The sequence below is a fragment of the Nostoc sp. JL23 genome (assembly GCF_017115065.1).
GTDB lineage: Bacteria > Cyanobacteriota > Cyanobacteriia > Cyanobacteriales > Nostocaceae > Nostoc > Nostoc punctiforme_A.
This window is the reverse complement of the sequence record NZ_JABXKN010000067.1, coordinates 79,614-101,417: the sequence shown is the minus strand read 5'-3', so window position 1 is coordinate 101,417 and position 21,804 is coordinate 79,614. Positions and strand designations below refer to the sequence as shown.

Here is a 21,804-nt window from a genome sequence, read left to right as displayed (position 1 = left end):
AGCTGGTATGTCTTCTAACGATTCGCGATCGCTGCATTACACCATCCCGGTTGAGAAAATTCGCTACGATGAACGGGGTCTGGTGCCTGCAATAGTCCAAGACTATCTAGATGGTACTGTCCTGATGATGGCGTGGATGAATCAGGAGTCGTTACAAAAGACTTTAGAAACTGAAGAAACTTGGTTTTGGAGCCGTTCTCGGCAAGAATTGTGGCACAAGGGGGCGACTTCTGGGCATATCCAAAAGGTGCAAAGTATCCGTTATGACTGTGATAGTGATGCGCTGCTCATTGGCGTAGAACAATTAGGAGATGTTGCCTGCCATACTGGAGAGCGCAGTTGTTTTCACCAAATAGAAGGTAAAATTGTTGCACCACCAGGAGATACATTGTCGCAATTGTTTCAAATAATATGCGATCGCCGCGATAATCCTACTGAAAGTTCTTACACTTGTACACTATTCGCAGGTGGCGATAACAAAATTTTGAAAAAGATTGGTGAAGAAACCGCCGAGGTGGTAATGGCTTTTAAGGATGATGAAGCAGATGCGATCGCAGGTGAAGTGGCTGATTTGCTATATCATACTTTGGTTGCCTTAGCTCACCATCAAGTGGATTTAAAATCGGTATATCGCAAGCTCCAAGAACGTCGTCAATAGAGTAAAAAAACAAGTCATCTTAGCGTGGGGAGTTATGTTACTCAGCCAAAATTCGATTGAGATACTGTAAAATTACCACAGCGATCGCTACACTCAAGATGAAGCCTAGCCAGTAACTATTAGTAATAATTTGTGGTTGATCTAATGCCCATCCACCCAAGGGATGACCAATAAAAGAGCCAACAGCCCAGCACAAAGCGTTGATGGAAAAATAAACGCCGCGTTGATTTTTCGGGGCTAACTCAGTCACTAAAGAAGCAGCAGATGGGGTATAGGAAACAATCGCCACAGCAAATACTCCCAATGCCAATGTTACCCAAAGCAGATGATGAGATGGGGCTGTACCGCTAACCCAAATCAGTCCGAAACCAATTGCCCAGAAAATGGCGGAAACAGTGAGCGCAAGTGTGTGAGAGCAGCGTTTTAAAATGCTGGTGACAGGCAACTGACAAATAATTGCAAACACTAAATGCCAAGCAAATAGTCCGCTAATGGTAGTTTCAGCAAATCCCTTGGCGGTACTTTCGACAAAGACAAAGTTTTTGAAGTAAAGCGGCAGGGTGCTGTGGATTTGAGAAATATAGATTGTGAAAAATATATTAACTGTAATGTAAACCAGGAAACGGCGATCGCTTAATACTGCCATCCAAGCAGTTAAATGTTCTGTCTTTTCAAATTCCTCTATCTGCTGTTGTTCAGTTTCACTAATCCCTACATAGACAACTGCAAAAAATACCATAAAAGAGATGGCATCAATCACAAATAGCCAGCGATAACTCCCAATTATCGCGATCAAAAATCCAGCCAGCACAATTCCGATCGCTAACCCCAGATTATCAGCTAGTCTGGCGATCGCAAAAGTTTCACGGCGATTGTCAATTTGGCTAGCGTCAGCAACCACAGCTTCAGCCGCCGGCCAATAGAAACCTATCCCTAAACCGCTAATCAAGCTACCGATTACCAAAGAAGTGAAGTTATTGGTTGTAGCTAAAACTAGAGAAGCAATTGCTGAAATCGCCGTCGCTAGCAACAAAGTGCGGCGGCGTCCCCAATATTCAGAATCAGCCAAAGAACCACCTGCAATCCGCCCTACGATGCCGGAAATCGAGGCGCTACCCAAGGCTACCCCAACACTGGTTGCAGATAAACCAAGTTGATTAACAAAAAAGATGGGCGCATAAAACAGGGTAAAGCCGGTACCAACTTCCGAGAGAAATCTCCCAATTGCGAAAATCCAGACCTGGGGATGTATCGAGGGCAACCACGATGATAACTGAGATTGAGAAGCTAATTTCATGAGCTTAAATGTCATAGGTTGATGACATTTTTGTAATTCTTATCATTGGCTACTATTTTCCTCACTCATTCCACAGGGTTTCCACAGAGATTTTAGCAGTTTTCCACAGGTGCTATACGAGCTAATAGGCTTCTTGCGGTCTTACTGGGGATTGTTGATTATAAGTACCAAAGAAGTTTAAGGACTGAGTTTTTGTGAAGTAAAGTAACCAAAAGTCGGCTTAAATCCTGATTCTTTCGTTCGCATTTATTTTTTATACAATCGTTTTTAACATTTCGCAGCATTGACAAACCCACCCCCTCTTGGCGCACAATGATGCGGCTTGCTTTTATAATCCGTTCAATCGACTGCCATCAAATGTGTAAAATATATTGCTACTCAGATGTAAGTGCAGATTGTTGGGATAGCAAAAGAGCGTGTAAAGCCCTAAACCGCTTTACCGCAAGCAACTTGTCCCTCTTGATTATCCTCATAGGAGGAAAATCTCATGAAATCAACGGTTAGCATCTTTACAGAAATTCCTGAAACACTCCACGAATCCTTAAAAAACTACTTAGAAACCCATCCCGATTGGGATGAAAACAGAGTATTGACGGCGGCGCTATCATTGTTTTTACTCCAAAATGGAGATAGCGATCGCCGTGCTGCACGAGTCTATCTGGAAACTTTGTTCCACCACTCCTCAGTAGAAATGCCCTGTACCGACTCACCAGCAACAGCTAATTTACTAGACACCCCATAGGTACTGGTATGAAGGGCGTTATTACCCTATCTCCCTATCTATTATGGGGCACGTCATACCGTGCCCCATTAACGGGATTTTAAGCTAATAGCGATCGGCAATATTAAAATAAAAAAGATCGGTAGATTCCGATCCATAAAAAAGTTTTAATAGTTTCTCTTAATTATTGCCAAAACTAGTTGGTAATAAGGCGGAATTTACCTTTGTTCTCAGTCTCCGACTGGGATACCTGTTGTGAGACTGCCGCCTCCCTGGCTTACAGCAGCAGCCCAATAGCAGTATTTTCAGACAGAGGCTACTAAACGTGGTTTTAAGGGGACTTTAGCTGAAGTTGACACCAATGCACAGCTATCTGCCTTATGAACTCCAATCTCAGCACCGTTATATTTACCAAAACGGTAACATACCAAGAAATATTTTCCAGTGGACTCTCTCCACTGTCCACTATCTTAAATAGATAAATAAATATCTCAAATCACTGTTTGGCGTGTATTTGAGGAATATCTACTTATTTTGATTATCTAAATTTGTCTGTTACTAAAACCAAGAAAATTCATCAACCACTACCCCAAAAGTCAACAGTCAAGAGTTAAAAAACTCTAGACTATAAACTTAGGACTTGGCTTCCAAATGCTGGGGATGAGCAGGAGATTCAAATTTATAGCCTACGCCACGTACAGTTTGAATTAATGCTGGCTGACTAGCATCAATTTCAATCTTCTTGCGAATTTGGCCAATATGAACATCTACAACCCGCTGGTCGCCGACATATTCATAATCCCACACCTCTTGGATTAGTTCTGCCCGCCGCCAAACTCGGCCTGGATGACTAGCTAAAAAATGCAACAAGTCAAATTCCAGAGCAGTTAAGGGTACTGCTTGATTATTAAGTGCTACCTCCCGTCGCACTGGATCAATCATAAGTTTTTCAAATACCAAGCGTTTCTGCTCGGCAGTAGTTATCACTCGCTGACGCCTCAAAATAGCTCCAACTCTCACTTCTAGCTCTCCTAGCCCAAAAGGCTTGGTGAGATAGTCGTCAGCACCTTTAGCAAAGCCGCGAATTTTGTCGGCTTCGTCAGCACGGCTAGTCAACATCAAAACAAAAACACCATTACGACTTTGCATCTCTTGGCAGAGGTTAAACCCTGTGACATCTGGTAGATTCACATCCAGAATCACCAAATCAGGGTTAAATTGCTCAAATAGAGTTAAGGCTGTCTTTCCATCTTCGGCAGCCTCCACCTGATAGTTCTGCTTAATTAAAAAGCGTTGGATTAAATTCCGAACCGCAGGGTCGTCGTCAACTACAAGAATCTTGGCAGGAGCCATGACCATTACTTTGCACAAAAATTCGTAAGATTAACAAGAGAATTGCGTAAAAACGCAGTTGCCACTTTAGGGCTAACTAAGAATCTACATGGCTACGGTATAACAATCCCGATCGCTCAAAAATAAATACTCTAATCAGGATTGTGGGTAATCAGAAGGCGAAACTTCTGTTAGCCAACAGTATATAAGCGCTCTGACTTTAACTGCAACCGTTCTTGATAGCAAGACACCTTCTTGATCCCAGTTAGGTGGTAACTTAAAACGTTTCAATTTTAAATCGATATGTGGATATATACCACAAGCGATTATTCAGTATAATTAAAAAAAAGTCTTTTAGGGCACAGTAAGTTGCCAAATTTGAAACAGTAAACTTGATTTCTTCATAAAAAACATGAATTTTAGGTACTCTCCGTTCAAATTCTAGATTAGAGCCAGAATTAGACAACGACATGAGGGTATACACGGAGTTATAGCGATATGTTAAAGTTACTATAGTTGAAATTACAAAGTCGATCAAACTAACCCGTGCTACTATCCTGTTAGGGCATATAAATAGATCGAGACTTTAGTTTCGATCAAAATAAAACCTAAAGCTGTTTTTTATTCGATAAAAGACTGCCGCTGATTGAGGCTGAAGTAACAAACTCCCATGAGCGATCAAAATCCCTACGAAAAACTTGGGGTATCAGAAGAGGCTAGCTTCGATGAAATTCAGGATGCTCGTAATCGCCTATTCGAGCAACATAATGGCGATGCCAAGCATTTAGAAGTAATTGAGGCTGCTTACGATGCGATTTTAATGGATCGCTTACGGATGCGCCAGGAAGGTAAAATCAAAGTCCCTGAGCGGATACGGTTTCCAGAGTTGCGAGTGCAATCGCCTCCCAAAGAAAGTCCAACCCCTCGCGAGCAGTCACCTGCATGGCTGCAACGGATGCTGGATCAGCCAGCACCTGCGGATATACTCTTACCAGGAGCTTGGTTTCTCGGTTTGAGTTCTATTAGCCTGTTCTATCCAGAGGGGGGCGATCAGGTTTTGCAGTTAGCATTGGTGGTTGGCGTAGGCACTAGTATTTACTTTCTCAATCGCAAGGAAGGCAAATTTGGCCGTGCAGTTTTGTTCACCCTGGTCAGTTTAATAATTGGCCTAATTGCTGGGGGACTAGTTGCTAGCTGGCTCTTACCACAAATATCATTTATCAGTCTGGAAACGAATCAGTTCTCTACTGTAGTGACGTTTATATTGTTGTGGTTAGTTAGTAGTTTTCTACGGTAAACCACTCTCGTAAGCAGGTTTCTATAAAGAAGACATGGTTTATGTGTGTTCTTCTGAGATAAAAAGTCAGGAGTCAGAATAGCTATTCTGACTCCTATTTTAATTTGCAACCTGAATTGCTTCTACAGAGTCTTTTTAGACAAGATATTTAGGTTTTAGAACTATATCTACAGCAGTGCTGAAATCCTGAACAATTAAGTCGGGGTGGTAAAGTTCTAGTTGGGTGCGATCGCGAATCCCAGATTCTACAGCCATCACCTTAATTCCATAATTTTTCGCAGCGGTGATATCGGCTTCCGTATCTCCCACCATCCAGGTATCAGCAGCCGGGGGCAGTTCTTTTAATGCCTTAGCCATTAATAAGGGCTTATCTTCAATATCGCGAGTTTTAACGTAGTCGTTACTCAGGCAATAACAGCGATTTTCCGGGAAAAATTTACCTAAATCGTATTTTTTAAAAGCATAATCTAGTTCCCGAACTCGACGCATGGTCATAACTGCCAAATCAATTCCAGCTTCTTGAATTTTTAACAGTGCATCCACAGCACCAGGTGCGAGAGTATCATAGTTAAAATAAGCTTCTGTATGCACCGTTTGTCGCCTTAGTTGGGCGAATTCTTGAGCTTGGGCTTCGTCTAACCCAGAATTTAAGGCGATTTGTTTTTCAGGAACACGCGATCGCTTTAACTCCCAAAATTCCGCTTTCGGAAGTTCTTGTACTACTTGGCTTGGGCGACGGGTTTTCTCCAAGCAGAATTGATAAACATGATAGTACCGTTCTGAAACATCAATAATTGGGCCGTCGAAGTCAGTAATCAGTCTTAGCATCGGCGGAAAATGTTAATTTTTATTAAAATTATCTCAGATGTATGGCTATTTTTGGAGACTATCAAGTTTAGCTAATTTAAATTGAGATTTTGTACTCAGGCATCATTGTAAAGTACCGCGTTTAATTTGTTCGCTTTCAATGGCTTCAAATAAGGCGCGAAAGTTACCTTCGCCAAAACCTTGAGCTTGGAAACGGCGTTCAATAAATTCAAAGAAAAATGTTGGCTGTTCAAAAATGGGCTGAGTGAAAATTTGTAGTAATAAGGGTGCAGTATTTCCTCCCTCTAAAGAAGTATATTCTTGCCAGTCTACGAGAATTTCTTGTTGAGCGATCGCTTCTAATTCTAAGGGTGATAGCGTGAGTCCTGGACGCTGTTTTAGCTGCGAGTAATAGGTTTGGGGAACCGAGAGTAAGGATAAACCACTGGCACGAAATTTAGCGATCGCACTCACAAGATTAGTTGTCCGCAAGGCAATATGTTGAATTCCTGGCCCCCGATTGACATCTAGAAATTCCTGAATTTGAGAATTTCTAGAAGCTGGTTCATTAATTGGCAATTGGACGCTACCATTATGTGAAACCATCACCTGGCTGTGTAAAGCAGAGCGATTGGTTTTAATTTTAAACGCCTGCTGGGGTTGAAAATCTAGGATTTTTTCGTACCAAGCCACAGCACGATCTAATTCACCAACTGCCACGTTTAGCACTACGTGATCTATGGCGGTAAAAGTGTTGTCATTTGTCATTTGTCCTTTGTCATTTGTGTTAGTTACAAATGACGACGGACAAATGACAAATGACCTTTCGATCAATGTATGAGTCAGTCCACCCCAGGCAGCAATTTTGCCACATTTGATGAACGCCGTACCTACCTGGCGTTCTTGGATGGGTTGTAGGATTGTAGCACCGTGTTTTTGAGCTTGTGCGATCGCGCCTTCGACATCTTCGACAGCAAAAGCGACATCTGCCACACCAGGTGGATATTGACGCAGAAATTCCGCTACTGGACTTGTAGGCAACAGTGGTGAAGACAGAAAAAAGCAGACATCACCATTTTTCACCACTTCTGTACAAGTGTGAAATGAACTGATGCGATCGGTTACTGCTTGAAAACCAAGATGGCGTACAAACCAATCTCGCCATACTTTGGCGTCTTCTACATAGAAATGAACGTGATCAATTTTCATAGATATTGAAAATCCAGCATAACAGTTTATATATCTGTAAATTTTGCCTTTTTTGCTAGATTTTCACGTCCTTCCTAAGCAAGAATTATGTACACGTACTCCCCCTTTAAAAGAACAGATGACTATCAGGTTGAATATTAATTTCCATTGGTACAGCTTGCGGTTCGGCAGAAAGAGCAAAGAAAATCGCATTGGCAGCAGTTTCAGGACTGAGCATTTTTTTCCGGTCTACTTTTAGGTTGACATTATCCCAAAAAGGAGAATCTACCCCACCAAAGTAGAATAGCGTGAACTTGATACCAAAACGCTTGAGTTCTTCTGCCATGCACTTGCTAAAACCGACAACACCAAACTTAGAAGCCGAATAAGCTGCCGCCATCCCCATCGAATGCTTGCCCAGAATTCCTACCACATTACAGATGTGACCAGACTTGCGCTTTTGCATCTCTTCAGCAGCCGCCTGAGTGGTGTAAAAGCTGCCTTTTAAGTTGACATCTAACATCTTGTCTAAATCAGCAGGTTCCAGGCTGTTGTAGGGTTTGAGTATACCAGCACCAGCTGCATTCACTAAAATATCAATTTGACCAAACTCAGCGATCGTCTTTTCTATCAAAGTATCTACCTGTTTGGGGTCAGTAATATCAGTGGGAACAGTCAAAACTTGTCCTGGTAAATCAGCAGCCAATGTGGTTAAACGCACCGCATCTCTGGCAGCCAGTACCAACCGAACTCCGGTAGGCACAAGTTTTTGTGTTAAAGCTGAACCAATACCACCAGTAGCACCGACAATAACAACAACTTTATCCTGCATTATATTATTTACATTTCTTTATATCTTTTTACATAATACAGAATTACAGGCTCAGGTTATACGTAAACATCCAGAAAGTATCTATTCGGAGAGTAGCGGCATTACTTCATATTCCTTGCCACTCGCCTTTAATGTAAATGTAGGAGATGATTCTAAATATTTAGCAAAACTAGAACCTAACTTTAATTTTTTAATAATTGAATTAGGAGATTCTCCGGTTATTTTCCGTATCTCTGTACCTAATTGGGACACAGATAATTTAGTTTTAGGAGATTTTTTTTTGATATCTTGAATAGTTTTTAATAGTAATTTATTTAAAGTTTTTTCATTAGAAACTTTTGCAAAATCTTCTTTTATTGGTTCTTGAATATCTTTTGTGAAAGAGCTATCTAAAACAGGGATTATTTTATCCAATTCTGGTTTATTTGGATTATGTTTAATATTGATATCTTTGATATCACATTTTTCTTGAAATAAAGTGGCAACAGCGACTAAACTGTTTAATCGAGCATTTATTGATTCATGTTCACTTTTAATTAAATGTTGAATTGTATCAACCACTTTTTCTAAGGATGTAACTTCTGTTGCGATTGCTAAAGAATAATGAGTTAATTTGCCAGTATTTCTGTTTTCTATATGCAAATTTTGTCCTTGTCTACGTACCCAATAGACAATCAGTCCTTGATTTTGGAGTTCGTTACAGAGGTGGATTAAAATTCCATCACTAGAACAGACCAAGATTTCTTTAACTCTTGGATAAAAGCGTAAAACACAAGCACCAAATGCGATCATTTTTGCATCAGCACTATCCTTACCTTCCGGCACATGGACAAGTTGATAACCACGGTTATATAGTTCAATATCTTGCTTTCCAATACTGGAATTTTTCCAGTTAGCAAATGCCATTTTAACTTGGAGAGGATACTTACAGACATTAGCTAAAAATAATTCTGAATTCACATCTAATTTTAAGTTTTCTGCATCCAAAAGCAGAAGTGAAATTCCTGTTTCTAGTTGATGTTTAATTTCAGCTTTTTGTTGAATTTTCAGGATAAATTGGCTGAATATAGCAGATTCTAGCCAATCAGGCGATAATATAGTTTGCAGCAATTCTTCAGCTAATGTCAAACTCAAAGAGCCAATAATTTTCTCTGTGACTTTTTCTTCTAGCAGGTTTTTCATTAAAGAAAGTTCTGTCGCTTCAGTCATAGATACTTTACTGTGCCCGTCGCTGTTAGAAAGCAAGTCACTTTCCAAGGAATGAGGGAATGCAGGCTCAAGGAATTGTTTACCACAATTTTTGCAGAGGTAATTCTGCTTGTCATTCCGACGACCATTTTGACGACATGAAGTAGATTCGCACCGGGGACATTTCATTTTATGATTCAGGTGGTCTAGAGCAAATACTTGTCTTTAAATATATAGTATAAAAAAATACTGTCAATATCAGACTGCATTGCCCAACACCAGAAAAACTTAAAGCAAGCGGAAATTCAATTTAACCCCTCATTTCCGCTTGTACTATGTATTAACCCTCTGAATAGCTAGAATTTAAGAAGCGCTTCAACCGACGCGAGCAAAAACATAGTCGCGGGTGCGAGAATCCACAGGGTTAGTAAAGATTTTATTTGTAGTACCAAATTCAACCATTTGAGTAATACGATTTTCATTACTATAAAAGAAAGCCGTAAAATCAGATAGGCGAGTAACTTGCTGCATATTGTGAGTAACAATCACAATTGTCAACTCAGAACGCAAATTATGGATCAAATTCTCAATTTTTATACTACCCATAGGATCGAGGCCTGAACAAGGCTCATCCATCAAAAGAACATTCGGCTTGACCGCTAAAGCACGGGCAATACATAATCTTTGCTGTTGACCACCAGAAAGGTCTAAAGCAGATTTGTGCAGCTTATTTTTCACTTCATCCCAAAGTTCGGCAGCTTTGATGGCAGATTCAACAATTCCATCTAATTCTACTTTCGGATGCCATCCAACTAACTTCACCCCATAAGCAACATTATCGTAAACGCTCATGGGAAAAAGATTTGGTTTGGGAAAAACCATACTAACTTGGCGACGTAAGCGATTGATGTTGACACGACGCTCATAAATACTCTGACCAAAAAATTCTACTTTTCCTTCAACCTTTACTTCTGCTTCTAATTCACTCATGCGATTTAACGATTTAAGAAAAGTAGACTTCCCACAACCACTAGAACCAATAATTGCCGTGACTTGGTTTTGGTAAATATCCATTGACACGCCTTCAACTATCTTTTGAGTGTCGTAAGAGAAGCTGAAGTTTTTGACTCTGATGGCTGGAATTAGTTTACTCATATTCCTAAAACGTATGAAATAAAACTTGATTAAGTAAAACAGTACAAATCAGCAATGCTGTTTCACTATGTTACTGCTAAAACGAGATATTCATGGAAATTACGTAGCTCTACAGTAGTCATACAGCAAATAAAGTGTTATTAGATATTTGTATCAAGACTGTGTTCCAAAATTTATTTTTTACAGACTTTTTATACCCATCTTTTGCACCTTGACTGATATAGCATCCTTTCTGATGAAAAAGGATTAGGTCTAGTTCGATTTAAAATAGCTATGTAGAAATCAAAACAAAATATGAATATCATACAGCAGATTGCAATTTGGTGAGGTACACAAGCTAAGTCTATTACCCAGATATAAAGCGTGTTTTACTCCTGTTAGCGCAGCGGGGCGTAGCCCATTCTGAATTATGCTGTATATTTCAATACCGTTAGGTTAAGAAAATTATAGGTTGGGTAGAACGAAGTGAAACCCAACAAAGTCAAGGAAGTGTTGGGTTTCGTTCCTCAAGCCAACCTACGTAGAAGTTGAGTTTTAGGCTTAACTGAACTGTATTGCTGTATATTTCTCATAAATAGTGAGGAGTAACTTTTTTACACTACATTTTATGAATATCTTCTAGTGCAAGCTAGATTGACAAAAATCAATAAGTCACGCTTGAAAGTATCTTAACCGAAACGTCCTGAAATGTAGTCGCGGGTGCGGGGGTCTAATGGGTTCTTAAAGATTTGCTCTGTAGCGCCAAATTCAACCATTTGACCAATCCGACTTTCATCGGTGCTAAAGAAAGCCGTAAAATCAGAGACGCGAGCGGCTTGCTGCATATTATGAGTAACGATCGCAATTGTCAACTCAGACTGTAAACTGTGGAGTAGTTCCTCAACTTTCATAGTGGCAATGGGGTCAAGAGCGGAGCAAGGCTCATCCATCAGCAAAACTTTCGGCTTGACTGCTAAAGCGCGGGCAATACATAATCTTTGTTGCTGACCACCAGAAAGCCCTAAAGCTGATTTATCGAGCTTATCTTTCACTTCATCCCAAAGAGCAGCGCTTTTAAGGGCAGATTCAACAATTTCATCTAATTCTAATTTTGAATATCTGCCTGCTATTCTCATCCCGTAGGCAACATTTTCGTAAATGCTTATCCCAAAAGGATTTGGTTTTTGAAACACCATACCAATTTGGCGGCGTAACCGATTGATGTTGACACGACGATCGTAAATATTCTGACCAAAAAATTCTACATCTCCTTCAATTTTCACAGGCCCTTCTAATTCGCTAATGCGATTAAGAATTTTGATGAAGGTAGATTTACCACAACCACTAGGGCCAATAATTGCGGTTACTTGTTTTTGATAAATATCTATTGACACCTTTTCAATTGCTTTTGTTGTGCCATAGTAAAAGCTGATATTTTTAACTTTGATAGCTGGAATTAGGTTACTCATGCTTGCTTAAGGTGCGAAATAAAAATTATAAAAACAGAATTCAGGAGTCAGAATTCAGAATTCAGTATGAATTATTCTTCAATTTATTTTTCTCTGCCTAATAACTAAGCGAGAGAGAATACTGACACATAAAATTAAGGCAAGTAGAACTATAGAAGTAGTCCATACCAATTGACTTTTTTGGGGGTCGGGGTCGTTGTAGAGGTTGAAAATCAATACTGGTAAAGAAGCTGTGGGACTTAACAATCCTTCTGACCAATCTAGACTAAATAAAGCGGTAAAAATTAAGGGTGCTGTTTCACCAGCCGCACGAGCTACAGCTAATAAAATGCCTGTAGTAATTCCAGGGATTGCAGTAGTTACAACAATGCGAAAAGTAGTTTGGAAGCGAGTTCCACCTAAAGCAGCAGAGGCGAGGCGTTGAGATGTGGGAATTAGCTTTAAGGATTCTTCGGTTGTCAATATAATTACAGGTAGCATAATCACGGCTAAAGCAAAACCACCTGCGATCGCACTAAATCCTTTAGTTACCAAAACTATCACACCATAAGCAAACACGCCGACAACAATTGAAGGCACGCCTGTAAGAATACTAGTGACAAAGCGAACAATACTAGCAGCTGGGTTAGTTTGATTAAATTCTGCTAAGAAAATTCCTGTCATAATACCTGTGGGAATGCTTAAAATAGCACCAATTACCACCATGATTATGGTTCCCAAAATGGCATTGCCAAAGCCATTATCAATAACTGCTTTGAGAAACATTTCTGATTTGAGTCCAGATATTCCCCGGATGAAAATTTCCCATAAAATTGATAATAAAGGAATGAGTACTAGACCTGTAAGACCAAAGGCGATCGCATTCATTAAGTATGTAAATATTACTCGCTCTTTTGGCAGAGGACTGCATAATTCTGCTACCAAAGATTCCTCTTCTTCTGACTGAATGTAACCACTCATAAGTTTGACAAACTTTGATTTATAATTGTCTTTTTAGACTGAGATATTTATAAGGGTTTTAAAGGGAGATAGTGTTATTAATTTTTCCTGCCAACCCACTTTACCAAGATTACAGCGCCAATATTTACAGTTAGAGTTAACCCAAATAAAATTAATGCTAAATAGCTTAAAGCACCTATATGCAATCCCGGTTCAGCTTCGGCAAACTCATTAGCTAATACAGAGGGAATTGTATAAGCTGGATCGAGTAAAGAAGCGCTGATTTGAGCAGAGTTACCAATCACCATAGTGACGGCCATTGTTTCACCCAAAGCCCGTCCTAAAGCAAGCATTGCTGCACTTACTATTCCAGAAAACCCAGATAGTAGCAAGACTCGAAAAATTGTTTCCCAACGAGTGCCACCCAAAGCCATAGATGCGGTACGTAATTCTTTAGGGATAGCCATTAAAACATCACGACTAATTGCTGCCATTGTGGGCAAAATCATGATGGCGAGAATAACCCCAGCAGTCAACATATTAGTCCCAGAAGGATCTTCTGTATTAAACAGTGGTATCCATTTAAAAGTGCTGGCTAACCATTTTTGTAGAGGTTCTAGAACTGGAATAAAGACAAAAATCGCCCATAAACCAATAATTACGCTGGGAATTGCGGCAATTAATTCAACAACAAATGCTAGGATGGTTCCCAGCGATTTAGGTAAAAAGTTTTCACTCGTGACTAAGGCTACTGCTATTCCTACTGGGACAGCAAATAAAATAGCGATCGCACTACTTACCAAAGTTCCATAAATGTAGGGTAATGCACCAAAAATCTGATTACCTGTATCCCAATCTTGTCCCCACAAAAACCCCATTCCAAAATGCTTAATGGCTGGTAGAGCTTCGTATAAAATTACCCAACTCATCAAAAATAGTACTGCAACGGTAATCACAGCAAAAAAGTATACTGACCGTGTAAAACCTTGGTCAAACCAGAAATTTGTACCGCTGGTAGTAGTTAGATTGAAATTTTCATCGCCTAGATTTGAATCATCTGATAAATTTGCCATTACAAATCAGTAAAATAGATTTTTTATTACTGGTAGAGCGAGTTATTAACTCAGTCTATTAGGGAAGAAAGTAGTAAAATAATCCCCCTAAATTTTTTAAAAGGGGGATATATTCAAAGCACTCTTCCCTTTTTAAGGGAATTAGGGCATCTCTTTTGCGTAATTTATAAAAATTACAAATTAAGGCTTGACAGAGCCATTTACTGTCTGAAGCACTCGATTTGCTACATCCGATGGAATTTTGGTGTAGTTAAGGTCATCGTTATACTGTTGACCGTCTTTCAATACCCAATTAATCCATTTCTTAATTGCATCAGCTTTCGCAGCATTAGCATACTGTTTGTAAACCATCATCCAAGTAAGACCGACAATGGGATAACCTTGTCCTGGATCTCCTATAAAAACGCGGTAGTTGTCTGGAAAAGTGACAGTTGATAAAGCTGCATTTGCAGATTCTAAAGAAGGAGCAACAAATTCTCCGTTCTTATTTTGTACCAATGCTGATTTCAGATTATTTTGGACAGCGTAGCTATATTCAACATAACCAATAGAACCAGGAGTACGAGCTACTATAGCAGCTACGCCTGGATTGCCTTTGCCTTTAAGGACATTTGGCAGATTCCATTTTGGAGCAGTATTAGTTCCAACTCTGCCTTTAAAATAACCACTGATGGCACTCAAGTGATTAGTAAAAATGAAAGTTGTACCGCTACCATCAGCACGAACAGCAAATTTAATTGTTTGATTTGGTAGATTAGCGCCTGGATTATCAGCTTTAATTTTCGTGTCATTCCATTTGGTAATTTGACCTGAATAAATTGCTGGTAGTGTAGCGCGGGATAATTTGAGATCGTTAACGCCTGGAAGATTGTAAACAACAGAAACAGCACCGCCTGCTGTAGGTACTAAGATTACACCATTCTTGACTTTAGCAATTTCATCATCTTTCATTGCAGCATCACTACCACCAAAGTCAACGGTTCCAGCGATGACTTGACGAATACCGCCGCCACTACCAATTGCTTGGTAGTTAATTTTCAAGTCTGGATATTTCTTCTTTACTTCACGAGCATAGCGTTCGTAAAGCGGAGCCGGGAAAGTTGCTCCTGCACCATTTAGAGTTTCAGCTTGTGCGATCGCACCAAAAAATGGACTAAGTGCAACAGAAGTTGTCACCATTGAAGTAGCAACGACACGATTCAATATGGCGGTCGAAAAAATCATATTATCTCTGATCCCAGGAGTATTTTACTGCTGTAATTCCAGTCTTAAATAGGCTACATTTTGTATGGTTAAAGCTTATTTAACAATTGATAAGCAAGAAATTAAGATGTGTTTAAATATTCAATTAAAATATTTTTTATGTTTGCTTCCGGTTACAATACAGCACTAAAAGTATAAATAATCCTATTCCTGCCAAATATTTAATTGCATCGGGTACATTAGGATTAGGGGAGAAAAAGCCTTCGATCGCACCAGCAATAATCAACATTGGTACAATCCCAAATACTAGCTGCACCGCCTGATAACCATAGAATTTCAGTGCATCCCCACGGCGATATTTACCAGGAAATAAAATTGCTCTTGCTAATAAAAATCCCGCACCTCCAGCAAAAAAGATCGCGGGTAATTCTAAAGAACCATGCGGAAACACAAAGGCCCAAAAAGGATAAGCCAGATTATTTTGACCAACTAAAGTACTAACAGCACCAATTAATAAACCATTAAATACCATCAAATAGGCTGTGTATGCTCCAGCCGTCATACCACCGGCAACAGCCCCAAAAGACACTGATAGATTATTGATCATGATACCGCTGGATGCCAGAGGTTCAACACCGACAATTGAACCCATCCATAATTTATGCTCATCTCGCACCTTGGTAATCAAGCTTTCAGGTACGATTAAAGGCATAAAGCTGGGGTTTTGCCAGGAATACCACCAAGCCACTAGTGCGCCTAGTAAAAATAGTGCCGTTGCCATAGCAATGTATACAAAAGCTTTCTGGACTACAGATGGTAATCCCCAGCGGTAAAATTCTAGGATTGCCTGCCATTCCTGTCGCCGGGAACCTTGGTAAATCTGCGTATAGGCACGAGTTGTTAAAGATTGTAAACTTTGGATCAAAGTATTGCCGATTTGCTGAGTGCGGGCACGTGCCAAATCTGCTGCGACTGAACGATATAAACTCGCTAACTCTCTAATTTCTGCTGCCCGTAAGGACTTTAACCCTTTTTTTTCTATCTGCTTTAGTAGGGCATCCAAACGCTGCCAATTTGGTTCTCGTCGCGCAATCCAACGTTGAATATTCATGAATTTTGGGAACACTGAGTTTAACTTAGCTTAAGATAGCCTCAAATTCATCTCCGTAATTTCAAGGGAAATTTACCATTATGTCTGAAAACTTTGGCTCTTCCGGCCAGATACAACCACTGAGTATCGGTAACGTTGTCAGTGCTGCGGTACGGTTGTATCGTTCTCATTTGAAGACTTATCTTAACCTAGCTGCGATCGCTCACTTGTGGGTTTTAGTTCCTGTGTATGGTTGGGCAAAATATGCAGCCATCTCTGGACTAATTTCACGCTTGGCTTTTGGAGAATTGATTTACCAGCCTGAAGGTGTTCAAACTGCCAGGAGCCATATTAATCCACGTCTTTGGTCTTTTTTAAGAGTTGCTTTCCAAGTAGGTATATCTTTACTGATAATTTATATTGGATTAGCGATCGTGGGTGGTGTGCTAGGTGCGTTGATCGGAGGAGTATTAGGAGGGATATTTGGTGTTAGTACAGGTATTACAGTCATAATTGTGGGAGGAATTGTAACGGTAGTTCTTGTGCTGTTAGGACTAACCTGGTTCTACTCCCGTTGGATAGTAGCTGAAGTGCCCTTAGCGGTTGAGGAAAATATCAATGGTGGCGAAAGTGTTGCCAGAAGTTGGGAGTTAACTAAAGCCTCAGTATTTCGCATTCAAGGCATTGTTTTAGTTGGTTTTATCGTTACATTGCCGTTGGTGTTTGTATTAAACTATATACCTAGCTTATTCCTAATCAGGCTTGAGCCTGGTACTGCTATTTACTCGATTGTTAATCTTATTTCTGTGATTGGAAGCTTGATCGGTGGAGTTTTAGTCATGCCATTTTGGCAAGCACTAAAAGCTGTTTTATACTTGGACTTGCGTAGTCGGCGTGAAGGTCTAGGTTTACAATTACGAGAACCTCCCTCGCAAGATTTTCGTTAACTCAACACCTTAATCCAACTCTATTAATTTTGAATTAGTTAAAATATGCGCTTTTTTAATCGCATCACATTCCAGACTCCAGAAAGTGTAGAGTTGGAATTCACTCTAGCGGGAATCGGTAATCGGGCTTTGGCACTCCTAATTGATTATACGGTGTTGGGTGTAACTTTGCTTCTGTTTGTCCTTACTTGGAGTGTCTTCTCGACACAGCTGTTAAATTTCGTTGAATACTTTTTTAAAAATTTACCAAGTTTAGATATTTGGTTGTTAGCAATTTTCTTCATTATCGCCTTTGCAATTTACATCGGCTATTTTGTCTTTTTTGAAACCTTATGGTTTGGGGAAACTCCTGGTAAACGCTTTGCTAAAATTCGCGTAGTTCGAGATGATGGTAGACTGATCGGGCTACAACAAGCAACGCTACGTGCTTTACTGCGGCCCTTTGATGAAACTTTGTTTATAGGTGCTTTTTTAATTATGCTGGGTAGCCGCGAAAAGCGCTTAGGTGATTTGGCTGCTGGCACAATTGTAATTCAAGCCCAAACACCCCCCGCATCTTCAACATTGGTAATTTCAGAACAGGCAAAGACACTCCATGAACAGTTAGTACAGATTGCCGATTTATCACCATTGATGCCAGATGATTTTGCAGTTATTCGTGAGTATTTACAGCGGCGTGGTGCAATGTCGTTAAAGGCAAGAGCTTCACTATCTCTAAAGCTAGCCGAGCAAGTTAAAGCTATTATTAATTTAGAAAAATTGCCAAAAGCTGTTACGCCTGATGTTTTTTTAGAAGCAATTTACCTCGGTTATCAACAACCGAAATTTTAGGCTGAAGATTTTGTTTAGAGCATTGACAAAAAGCTAGGTTTACCTATAAGACAAAATCATAGGATTTATCTTTGAGCTAATTATTTTAGACAATTACTGCTAACCACTTCAACCAGCACTGTAAGCGATCGCCAAGCGCGTAATTATGGGTTCTGGCTTTCCAACTCACACACCACCAAAACCCTCAATTTCGTTACCCGCTTCAAAGCTGCATCATTGGTCAAAAACGCCTCACAACCAGCAATTATTGCCGCCGCCACCTGCAACGCATCGGGTAACTGAAGGTTATAACGTACCCGAATTCTCGCAGCTTCTGGCGCAATAGCAGCATTAATCTCCACAAAAACCACTTGTTCTTGTTGCAACACATCGACAAAAGCTTGCTCTAAGTCAGCTAACCCCAGACGTATAGCACCTACCAAGCACTCTGATAACGTTATCCCAGATGCTACTGCTGTAATGTCAGTTGACAATCGCTCAAAAATTGGATCGACTAAATCCACAAACTGCGGATTGCGTTCTACAAAATAAATTACGGGTGCTGTATCGAGAAACAAGCGAGAAACATTAGCTAATGCATCACTAATCTTCATTCTTCTCCTTGCAACAAACGTTCTCGATACTCATCTCCTTCTTATCGAGTCCGCGAAACCCATTCCTGAGCATCCTCACCCAATAGCGGATAGGGAGCCATACCCTTCAAATCGCTCCACTTGCGTTTTGGTTGGGCTTGGTTAATATGCTTTTTTATGCGCTCTACCAAATGCCCCATTACCGTCAATTGGTCTTTTGGAGTCAGTTGCTCAATCTCGCTTAAAATTTTTTCGAGTGACGAACTCATCAATCTAACCCGTTGTCAACATCTGTAAATTTTAGCGTCTTTACTCTTGGGTATATCCTAATTCTTTCAAAAAGGCAGACATAACTAATCATTAGTAGTAAGTTGTCAGTGAGTGAGTGGAAACTACTGACTACTAACTACTAACTAATTACTTAAAAAGCTAAAATCGGCCAGTCTGGTTCACGATAATAGCGTGTCATGTTGTCAAACTTTCGCAATTCAACACGATCGATCAAAAATTCTGGCAAATTCAACAGCCATTGTTCATTCAATTGAGAAAGCATGGTGCTGAAGCTTATGCGGTCTAGGTCAGACGGAACCTCCCCAAAATAGGCTAATGTAATATGGGCTGTGAAGTGATAATGCTGCTCAATACCCAAGGCAATTAACTTGGGATTTTGATAAATTGTTCGGCGAAATTGAATAATTTCCTCGTAGCAGCGTTGATCTTGAGGTACTAAACAAACGGCTATAGCTCTTGGCATCAGTATCAGCCCCAGCATTTGCCATTTAATCGGATTATTCCTATTTGTCATCAATTGTTGATATTGCTGAAACATTTCAGCTAAACAAGAATGTAACTCCTCGTCAAATTTAGGATTTTTTTCGTAGGCATCAAGGTAAGCATTGTCCCAAATTAAATCCGCTAAAGTCAGATGGAAGCTAGCAGGAGGTACAGGTACAATCAAATTACGGTTTACAGGCAACTGCAAAAGTTCCTGTTGGTAAGTCTGTAATTTGGCATAAAAAGCAGAGTTTTGTGATTCTTCTTCTGCCGGCGGAGTAATTATGGTATAGCCAGGAAAGGACGCTGCTTGTCTCAAGCCAGAATGTGGCTGAAATTTAGAAGATTCCTGAATATGCTGGGCTTGGGATCTGTAGGCTTCTGGTAGCGTCAGTCGTGCTAACCGATTTAAGTAAGTTTGATAGTTGTCGTCCAATCTTCATAGCCTCATGCTCTCACTTGATAGATTTTAGGGAAAATTACCTTGATTAAGAGAATGATTTCAAAAGTATTTAATTTTTGGAAGTGGGAAGTGGGGAGTGGGGAGTGGGGAGATGAGGGAGATAGGGGGACAAAGGGGTAAATAAAACTCCTAACTCCTAGCTCCTTACTCAGCACTCCTAATGGCCCATTCTCCATCTACTAAGAGGTTTATCTATGCCAATCTATGTTTACTGGGGTGAGGATGATTTTGCGATGGAAAAGGCGATCGCACTTTTGCGCGATCGCGTCCTCGATCCCCAATGGACAAGTTTTAATTACACTGCATTCTCGCCAGATCAAGCTGATGCTACTATCCAGGGCTTAAATCAGGTCATGACGCCTACTTTTGGCGCTGGTGGGCGCTTGGTATGGCTGATAAACACTACTCTGTGTCAGCACTGTCCAGAGAATGTGTTGGCAGAATTGGGGCGATCGCTACCTGTGATTCCCGAAAACTCATTTTTATTGCTCACCAGCCGCAATAAGCCAGATGAACGCCTCAAATCCACGAAATTGTTAAAACAGTTTGCTACCGAATTCCGAGAATTTCCCCTCATTCCCCCTTGGAAAACAGAATTACTGGTGCAATCTGTTAATCAAGCAGCCCAGACTGTGGGTGTGAAACTGACTGCCAATACTTCCCATTTATTAGCAGAATCTGTAGGCAATGATACACGCCTTCTTTACAATGAGCTAGAGAAATTACGGCTATATGTCCAAGGTAGCAATAAGCCTTTAGACATAGATACTGTTACGAATTTAGTAAGAAATACTACTCAAAATAGCTTACAATTAGCAGCAGCAATCAGAACAGGAGATACAGCTAAAGCTTTGACAACACTGGTAGATTTGAGCAATGCTTCCGAGCCGGGATTACGGATAGTTGCGACGCTGATTGGACAATTTCGCACCTGGCTGTGGGTAAAGATTATGATAGAAAGTGGGGAACGGAATCAACAAGCGATCGCTAAAGCCGCTGATATCGGTAATCCCAAACGGATTTACTTCTTACAGCAAGAAATCAAGCTGCTTTCTGTGCAACAGTTAATCTCTTGCTTACCCCTACTGCTGGAATTAGAAGTCAGCCTCAAGCAAGGAGCATCAGAAATGTCAACTCTCCAGACTAAAGTAATCGAACTTTGTCAAGTATGCCGAGGAAATTGACAATCAAATATAAAAGCTCGATCTATTGAACAGTTCCTGGAACTTCCAACTCTGAAAATAATTCAAAGTTCTTATAATATCCCTGATGTAGTTTTGTGTCACACACTATATGAAGAAAATTTCTGATTTATTTTTCCGAACTGGCCGAAAGCGAACTCTTTCGCGAGCGTTATTTTTCGGCGCGATCGCTACTGTGGGTGTCATTTCCAATGCTTTTTCATTGAGTTCTAAAGCTGACGCTCAAACTCCACCACCACCAATAGTTAACAATACTGAAATTGACAGTTACGCTCAAGCCGTGCTAGCAATGGAGCCAGCTCGTCAAAATGCTTTTGAAGAAATTAAAAAACTTATAGGCAATGGAGAAATTCCCAATATTGTCTGCAACGATTCTAATAGCATAAATGGTCTTCCAAGGAAGGCTCAAGATATTGCAGTCAACTACTGTAACCACGCTCAAAAAATTGTCGAAGATAATGGTTTGAAATTTGAACAGTTCAACAAAATTACTATAGAACTACAAAATAATACTATCTTAAAAAGGCAGGTTTACAATACCTTATTACGCCTGCAACAACCTCCTGAACCTCGGTAAGTAGGAGGACTACTTAAATCCAAACACGTGGTAAGTAAGTGGTTAATTACTATAGGAAGATTCATGACAAATATAGAAAAGGAAACAGATAGCAGCAATCTGTTGATGCCACTTACGGGTGTTTGAAGCATTTTCTTTGTATACCAATTAGATAGCTAGTACCGCAAGGTGGAATTAAAAATTAAAAATTAAAAATGAATACAGCATAAG

At 40.1% G+C, this 21,804-nt stretch carries 21 protein-coding genes and 1 pseudogene; 7 read left to right on the top strand and 15 right to left on the bottom strand.

All coding sequences use genetic code 11. From position 1 onward, the window contains the following. The first annotated feature begins 7 nt into the window (after positions 1-7). Positions 8-658, top strand: coding sequence for a bifunctional phosphoribosyl-AMP cyclohydrolase/phosphoribosyl-ATP diphosphatase HisIE (hisIE, locus tag HWQ42_RS13760; protein WP_292812856.1), 651 nt, complete (start codon positions 8-10; stop codon positions 656-658). Positions 659-695: 37 nt separating this feature from the next. Here the strand turns inward: hisIE and HWQ42_RS13755 are convergent, their stop codons facing one another. Next, positions 696-1,955, bottom strand: coding sequence for an MFS transporter (locus HWQ42_RS13755; protein WP_292812854.1), 1,260 nt, complete (start codon positions 1,953-1,955; stop codon positions 696-698). 487 nt (positions 1,956-2,442) lie between these two features. Between HWQ42_RS13755 and HWQ42_RS13750 the strand changes: the two are divergent. Continuing rightward, positions 2,443-2,634: pseudogene (locus HWQ42_RS13750) on the top strand (DUF2811 domain-containing protein); the annotation flags it as partial. 675 nt (positions 2,635-3,309) lie between these two features. Here the strand turns inward: HWQ42_RS13750 and HWQ42_RS13745 are convergent. Next, positions 3,310-4,029 (bottom strand): response regulator transcription factor, encoded by a 720-nt coding sequence (locus HWQ42_RS13745; protein WP_069071980.1) that lies wholly within the window; start codon positions 4,027-4,029, stop codon positions 3,310-3,312. A gap of 649 nt (positions 4,030-4,678) precedes the next feature. Here HWQ42_RS13745 and HWQ42_RS13740 point away from each other — a divergent pair. Next, entirely contained in the window at positions 4,679-5,305 is a 627-nt protein-coding gene (locus HWQ42_RS13740) for a CPP1-like family protein (RefSeq protein WP_292730775.1), read from the top strand. A gap of 135 nt (positions 5,306-5,440) precedes the next feature. Here the strand turns inward: HWQ42_RS13740 and HWQ42_RS13735 are convergent, their stop codons facing one another. From HWQ42_RS13735 to HWQ42_RS13690, 10 genes are all read right to left on the bottom strand, one after another. Then, positions 5,441-6,133, bottom strand: a complete 693-nt coding sequence (locus HWQ42_RS13735) for an HAD family hydrolase (protein ID WP_292812851.1) — start codon at positions 6,131-6,133, stop codon at positions 5,441-5,443. 102 nt (positions 6,134-6,235) lie between these two features. Continuing rightward, entirely contained in the window at positions 6,236-7,321 is a 1,086-nt protein-coding gene (gene hppD / locus HWQ42_RS13730) for a 4-hydroxyphenylpyruvate dioxygenase (protein ID WP_292812849.1), read from the bottom strand. Between the two features lie 106 nt (positions 7,322-7,427). Further along, positions 7,428-8,132 (bottom strand): SDR family oxidoreductase, encoded by a 705-nt coding sequence (locus HWQ42_RS13725; protein ID WP_292812846.1) that lies wholly within the window; start codon positions 8,130-8,132, stop codon positions 7,428-7,430. A gap of 81 nt (positions 8,133-8,213) precedes the next feature. Beyond that, on the bottom strand, positions 8,214-9,341 hold the full coding sequence (locus HWQ42_RS13720; protein ID WP_292812843.1) for an NYN domain-containing protein: 1,128 nt from the start codon (positions 9,339-9,341) through the stop codon (positions 8,214-8,216). A gap of 354 nt (positions 9,342-9,695) precedes the next feature. Further along, positions 9,696-10,475, bottom strand: coding sequence for a phosphate ABC transporter ATP-binding protein (locus HWQ42_RS13715; protein ID WP_292812840.1), 780 nt, complete (start codon positions 10,473-10,475; stop codon positions 9,696-9,698). 668 nt (positions 10,476-11,143) lie between these two features. Next, complete coding sequence (gene pstB / locus HWQ42_RS13710) at positions 11,144-11,923, bottom strand: phosphate ABC transporter ATP-binding protein PstB (RefSeq protein ID WP_292812837.1); 780 nt, start codon at positions 11,921-11,923, stop codon at positions 11,144-11,146. A 78-nt stretch (positions 11,924-12,001) separates the two neighbouring features. Then, positions 12,002-12,883: a phosphate ABC transporter permease PstA gene (pstA, locus tag HWQ42_RS13705; RefSeq protein ID WP_292812834.1), complete on the bottom strand. Its 882-nt coding sequence runs from the start codon at positions 12,881-12,883 to the stop codon at positions 12,002-12,004. A 77-nt stretch (positions 12,884-12,960) separates the two neighbouring features. After that, on the bottom strand, positions 12,961-13,935 hold the full coding sequence (pstC, locus tag HWQ42_RS13700; RefSeq protein ID WP_292812832.1) for a phosphate ABC transporter permease subunit PstC: 975 nt from the start codon (positions 13,933-13,935) through the stop codon (positions 12,961-12,963). Positions 13,936-14,115: 180 nt separating this feature from the next. Next, complete coding sequence (pstS, locus tag HWQ42_RS13695; protein ID WP_292812829.1) at positions 14,116-15,159, bottom strand: phosphate ABC transporter substrate-binding protein PstS; 1,044 nt, start codon at positions 15,157-15,159, stop codon at positions 14,116-14,118. 136 nt (positions 15,160-15,295) lie between these two features. Then, positions 15,296-16,249, bottom strand: a complete 954-nt coding sequence (locus tag HWQ42_RS13690; RefSeq protein WP_292812827.1) for a stage II sporulation protein M — start codon at positions 16,247-16,249, stop codon at positions 15,296-15,298. A gap of 80 nt (positions 16,250-16,329) precedes the next feature. Here HWQ42_RS13690 and HWQ42_RS13685 point away from each other — a divergent pair, with 80 nt between their 5' ends. Both HWQ42_RS13685 and HWQ42_RS13680 read left to right on the top strand, forming a co-directional pair. Next, a complete protein-coding gene (locus tag HWQ42_RS13685) occupies positions 16,330-17,175 on the top strand; it encodes a hypothetical protein (RefSeq protein ID WP_292730755.1) in 846 nt (281 codons plus the stop codon). Positions 17,176-17,220: 45 nt separating this feature from the next. Beyond that, positions 17,221-18,006, top strand: coding sequence for an RDD family protein (locus tag HWQ42_RS13680; RefSeq protein WP_292812824.1), 786 nt, complete (start codon positions 17,221-17,223; stop codon positions 18,004-18,006). Between the two features lie 143 nt (positions 18,007-18,149). On the opposite strand, the gene HWQ42_RS13675 is transcribed toward HWQ42_RS13680, so the two are convergent. The 3 genes from HWQ42_RS13675 to HWQ42_RS13665 form a co-directional block, all read right to left on the bottom strand. Further along, on the bottom strand, positions 18,150-18,599 hold the full coding sequence (locus HWQ42_RS13675) for a PIN domain-containing protein (protein WP_292812822.1): 450 nt from the start codon (positions 18,597-18,599) through the stop codon (positions 18,150-18,152). 41 nt (positions 18,600-18,640) lie between these two features. Next, positions 18,641-18,847: a hypothetical protein gene (locus tag HWQ42_RS13670; protein WP_292812820.1), complete on the bottom strand. Its 207-nt coding sequence runs from the start codon at positions 18,845-18,847 to the stop codon at positions 18,641-18,643. 152 nt (positions 18,848-18,999) lie between these two features. Beyond that, on the bottom strand, positions 19,000-19,788 hold the full coding sequence (locus HWQ42_RS13665; RefSeq protein WP_292812817.1) for a DUF1868 domain-containing protein: 789 nt from the start codon (positions 19,786-19,788) through the stop codon (positions 19,000-19,002). 221 nt (positions 19,789-20,009) lie between these two features. Between HWQ42_RS13665 and holA the strand changes: the two genes are divergently transcribed. Together holA and HWQ42_RS13655 are read left to right on the top strand one after the other, a co-directional pair. Next, positions 20,010-20,999, top strand: a complete 990-nt coding sequence (gene holA / locus HWQ42_RS13660) for a DNA polymerase III subunit delta (RefSeq protein ID WP_292812815.1) — start codon at positions 20,010-20,012, stop codon at positions 20,997-20,999. A 109-nt stretch (positions 21,000-21,108) separates the two neighbouring features. Then, positions 21,109-21,594, top strand: coding sequence for a DUF4168 domain-containing protein (locus HWQ42_RS13655; RefSeq protein ID WP_292812812.1), 486 nt, complete (start codon positions 21,109-21,111; stop codon positions 21,592-21,594). Positions 21,595-21,804 lie beyond the last annotated feature (210 nt).